Annotated in this window: 5 protein-coding genes; 1 reads left to right on the top strand and 4 read right to left on the bottom strand. The window is 73.1% G+C overall.

Going from position 1 to position 4263, the window contains the following annotated elements; translation table 11 throughout:
- From VIP82_RS01775 to VIP82_RS01790, 4 genes are all read right to left on the bottom strand, one after another.
- Window positions 1-262: J domain-containing protein (locus VIP82_RS01775; RefSeq protein ID WP_331905584.1), on the bottom strand; the 262-nt coding region annotated here is incomplete at its 3' end.
- 59 nt (window positions 263-321) lie between these two features.
- The gene (locus VIP82_RS01780) at window positions 322-873 is read right to left on the bottom strand and encodes a hypothetical protein (protein ID WP_331905585.1); all 552 of its coding nucleotides are present in this window, start codon (window positions 871-873) and stop codon (window positions 322-324) included.
- A complete protein-coding gene (locus VIP82_RS01785) occupies window positions 870-1712 on the bottom strand; it encodes an LssY C-terminal domain-containing protein (protein WP_331905586.1) in 843 nt (280 codons plus the stop codon). The genes VIP82_RS01780 and VIP82_RS01785 overlap by 4 nt, the downstream gene beginning before the upstream one ends.
- 26 nt (window positions 1713-1738) lie before the next feature.
- Window positions 1739-2812, bottom strand: coding sequence for an enoyl-CoA hydratase/isomerase family protein (locus VIP82_RS01790; protein ID WP_331905587.1), 1074 nt, complete (start codon window positions 2810-2812; stop codon window positions 1739-1741).
- Window positions 2813-2963: 151 nt separating this feature from the next.
- Between VIP82_RS01790 and VIP82_RS01795 the strand changes: the two genes are divergently transcribed.
- The coding region (locus VIP82_RS01795; RefSeq protein WP_331905588.1) for an ABC transporter ATP-binding protein at window positions 2964-4263 on the top strand (1300 nt) is incomplete at its 3' end.

The raw sequence follows: 4263 nt of genomic DNA on the forward strand, positions 1-4263 counted from the left end.
CGGCCGGCGGTCGCCACCCCGACCATTCGGGCGCCGCCGCCTCGCCGAAGCCGTGGCCGCGGTCATACGCCGCGCGGGCGTCGGGGGTGCCGACGAGCTCCCACGCCCGCTGCACCTGGATGAACACGGCGGCGTCACCACCGGTGTCGGGGTGCGTCTGCCGCAGCCGCAGGCGGTAGGCCTTGCGCAGGGTCTCCTCGTCGACAGCGGGGTCGACCGCGAGCACCTCGTAGGCCGACGCCGAGAGCGGACTGTCGAACACGCACCCTCCCCGGGAGCCTCTGCCGCCCGGACCGGCCGCGCGGAACACCGCAGATCAGGCTACGTCACCGGCGGGTCGTCGGGCTCGTCGCGCCGCTCGTTGCGTCGCGCGTAGGCGGCGGCGCTGCGACTCGACAGGGCGAGGAGGACCAGGATGTCGAGACTCAGCGACACGTACGTGCCGTCGATCTCGATCTCCTGTCCCTGCGCCCACCACGCGGTGAAGGACGTGCTGATCGAGAGCACCGAGATGAACATCACGACCACGCGCGCCCAGTTGATGCCCCGGTAGACGAGGAGTGCCAGCGCGAGGTCGAGCAGCAGCACCACCGCGCCCGTGCCGAGCACCAGCCACAGCGCCGCCTGCGTCCCTTCGCGGCTCGGGTCGAAGCCCTCGAGCACCGAGTCGGGGTCCGCGAGGATGTCATCCCACCCCGCCGCGATGCCGACGAGCACGGCGACACCGGCGAGGACGCGCAGCAGGATCAGCGCGGCGCCGGCGGTGGTGGAGATCGGCCGCTTCATGTGCGGGTCGTACCGCGGCGGCTTCAGCAGTCGCGCGGCCGGCTCGTACGCGGCTCGCTTCTGCGGGGCGGGCGTCTCTGCGCTCACGCCGTCACCTCCCCGGAGGCCTCGACCCGGGGCTCGACCGCCCGCACGTCGACGATCGGCAGGTCGCCGTCGGTGCGGATGCTGTCGCCGCCGCCGTTGCGGGCGTGGTAGCCGGTCGCAAAATCGGCGATGACGTCGACCACGACGCGGGGATCGGCATCCGTCACCGTCCTGACGATGTGGTCGCGCTCGACGTCGGTGTCGGCGTCGATCTTGTGCGTGACCTGGAGTGTGAACAGCGACAGGCCGACGCTCGTGTCGAAGGTGCCCGCCGCGAGCCATTCGACGCGGCGCCCGCCGGGCAGCAGCCAGTCGTCGGGACAGCGCCAGAAGCGGACGTGATGGCGCTGGGCCGGGTTGCCGTCGACCTCCTGCTGATACGCGAAGTCCTGCTGGCGGCCGAAGAGGAACAGCGGGCTCACCGGCGCCTCGTCGTAGCTGCGCCGCGAGATCGTCGACGCGACGATGCGCCACGACGACCCGAGGGTGACCGGTTGGGCGCGGGTCCAGCCGGCCGCCTCGAGCGCGGCGCGGATCTGCTCACCGCTGCCCTGGAACGCCAGGTTCACCGGATCGCCGAGGAGTCCGTCGCTCGTCCGGGTGCGCCCGATGAAGTACTCGGGCACGTAGACCGTGGTGAGGATGCGGTGCAGGCGGGGCAGTACGAGGTAGGCCAGCAGCAGCCAGAACGCCAGGAAGAAGGGAATGCCCCACCAGCCGACGTGGAACGTCTCGGTGAAGCTGAGGTAGGCCAGCCACAGCGCCGCCAGCCCGGCGAAGACGAAGAAGAACCGGTCGATCGCCACACCGATCGAGTACGCGCGGCGCCGGGTTGCCATGATCCGTCCTCGTCCGCCGACCTGTGTCAGCCCCAGAGCGGGATGCCGGGTCGGTGGGCCAGCGCGGTCGCGCCGACGTCCGGCGGCAGGTCGGCGAGCGTCGCCGGCTGCCAACGCGGTGAGCGGTCCTTATCGACGACCTGCGCCCGGATGCCCTCCGCGAGGTCGGGCTGCGTCGTGGCGAACCACATCACGAGCCCGTACTCCTGGTCGAGCGCGTCACGCAGGCTCGGCAGCTCGCGCGCGCGGCGCACGGCCGCCAGCGTCACCGCGAGCCCGGTCGGCGAGAGCTCGCCGAGCAGGTCGGCGGTGGCGGATGCCTCGGGCTCGGGGCGCGCCCGCAGCCGCTCGACGATCTCGGGCACGGTGTCGGCGGCGAAGGCGTCGTCGATCCACGCGCGTGCCGCCTCGAGCTTCGATCGCACCGGCGTCTCGTCGAAGAGCAGCACGAGCTCGGTCGGCGTCGAGGGATCGGCGCGCGTCTCGAGCGCGTCGCGGACGGCGTCGAGGTTCTCGTGGGGCACGAAGTGGTCGGCGAATCCGGCGTAGATCGCGTCGGAGGCATCCATCACGGCTCCGGTGAGTCCGAGATACTCCCCCAGGCGCCCCGGCGCGTGGGCCAGCAGCCACGTGCCGCCGACGTCGGGGGTGAAGCCGATGCGCGTCTCGGGCATCGCGAGCTGCGACCGCTCGGTCACGATGCGGATCGCCGCGTGCCCGGCGACGCCGATCCCTCCGCCCATCGTGATGCCGTCGGCGAAGGCGATGAAGGGCTTCGGGTACTCGGCGATGCGCGCGTTGATCGCGTACTCCTCGCGGAAGAACACCCCGGCATCCTCGGCGCGGCCGCTCGTCACCTGCTCGGCGAGGCCGCGCACGTCCCCGCCGGCGCACAGCCCTCGCTCGCCGGCGCCGTCCAGCAGCACGACGTCGACCTCGGTGTCGTGCTCCCAGGCGTCGAGCGCTTCGTGCAACCTGCGGACCATGCCGAGGTCGAGGGCGTTGATCGCCCGAGGGCGGTTCAGTGTCAGGCGCCCGAGGCCGCCGCTCGCACGTGCGAGGACGGTGGGCTCTGCAGCGTCGGCGGCGAGGTCGGTCACGAGCGCAACGTTACCGGCCGGGTGAAGTTCTCCCACGCTGGAGCGGGATTTCCGCCAGGATGGGACTCGGTTCCGCAAGGAACCCGCAATGACGCGCCCCCGACCAGTGCCCCCCGGGGTGTCTCGCTCACGTCCACGGGAAGGGTTCGGCATGCCCCACGGCCAGTCGCTGGAGTTCTCAGGTGTCACCAAGCGCTTCGGCGCCGTCACGGCCGTCTCCGGGCTCACCGCCCGCGTCGAGCCCGGGCTGGTGACCGGTTTCCTCGGTCCGAACGGCGCCGGCAAGACCACGACCCTGCGAATACTCCTGGGCCTCGTCCGCGCGACGGACGGCCACGCGACGATCGGCGGCAAGCGCTACGCCGAGCTCGACCAGCCGCTGCAGACCGTCGGGGCCGTGCTCGAGGCATCCAGCTTCCACCCGGGTCGCACGGCCGCGGCGCACCTCACCATCTACGCGCAGGCCGCGGGCATCGCGAAGACGCGCGTGGGCGAGGTGCTGGACCTCGTCGGGCTGACGGATGCCGCCGGCCGCAAGGTCGGCGGATTCTCACTGGGCATGCGCCAGCGCCTCGGCCTGGCGTACGCGCTGCTCGGGGACCCGGGCGTGCTCGTGCTCGACGAGCCGGCGAACGGCCTCGATCCCGAGGGGATCCGCTGGATGCGCGGCTTCCTCCGCCAGCTCGCGGCCGAGGGCCGCACGGTGCTCGTGTCGTCGCACCTGCTCGCCGAGGTGCAGCAGACCGTCGACGCGCTGCTGATCATCTCGCGCGGGCGCCTCGTGTTCCAGGGCTCCATCGAAGAGCTCACCGACCCCGACGAGCACGCCACGGTCGTCGATGCTCCCGACCGCGCAGCGCTCGTGGCTGCGCTGCGGGCGGCGGGCGTGCCTTTCGAAGTCCTTCGCTCGGGCCTGACCGTACGCGGCCTCGACCCGGCCGCCGTGGGTGCTGCCGCCGCGGCCGGCGGCGTGGCGCTGTCGTCGCTGCACCGCCGCGGACCGGCGCTCGAGGAGGTCTTCCTCGACCTCGTGAACGGCGCCCGCGTGCATGCCAGCGCGACCGGCGCCGTCGGCTCGCTCTCGCAGGTGCCGGGAACGGATGCCGCGCCCGGCGCGGCAGCCGTCACCGGTGTCGCCGCGGTTGCGGCCTCGGCGGAGCAGGACGATGCGGCCCCGGCTGGGTTGGCCGGCGCGGCCCCGGCTGGGTTGGCCGGCGCGGCCCCGGCGGAGTCGGACGATGCCGCCCGCGTGGAGCCGGACAACTCGGCTCCCGTGGGGCCGGACGCTGCGGCGGCCTCCGGCGAGGACGGCAGCCCGGAGGCGGATTCTCGCGAGGACGGCAGCTCGGAGGCGGATTCTCGCGAAGACGGCCGCTCGGAGGCGGATCAGGCCGAGGAGACGGCGCTCAGCGCGGCCGCGCTCGACGCCGAGGCGACGGGCGCGCCCGGTG

This window comes from Microbacterium sp. (genome assembly GCF_036566905.1).
GTDB lineage: Bacteria > Actinomycetota > Actinomycetes > Actinomycetales > Microbacteriaceae > Microbacterium.

Bases quoted from the DNA above. Each gene is read 5' to 3' on its own strand.
- VIP82_RS01785 (WP_331905586.1), bottom strand. From the start codon at position 1,712: ATGGCAACCCGGCGCCGCGCGTACTCGATCGGTGTGGCGATCGACCGG.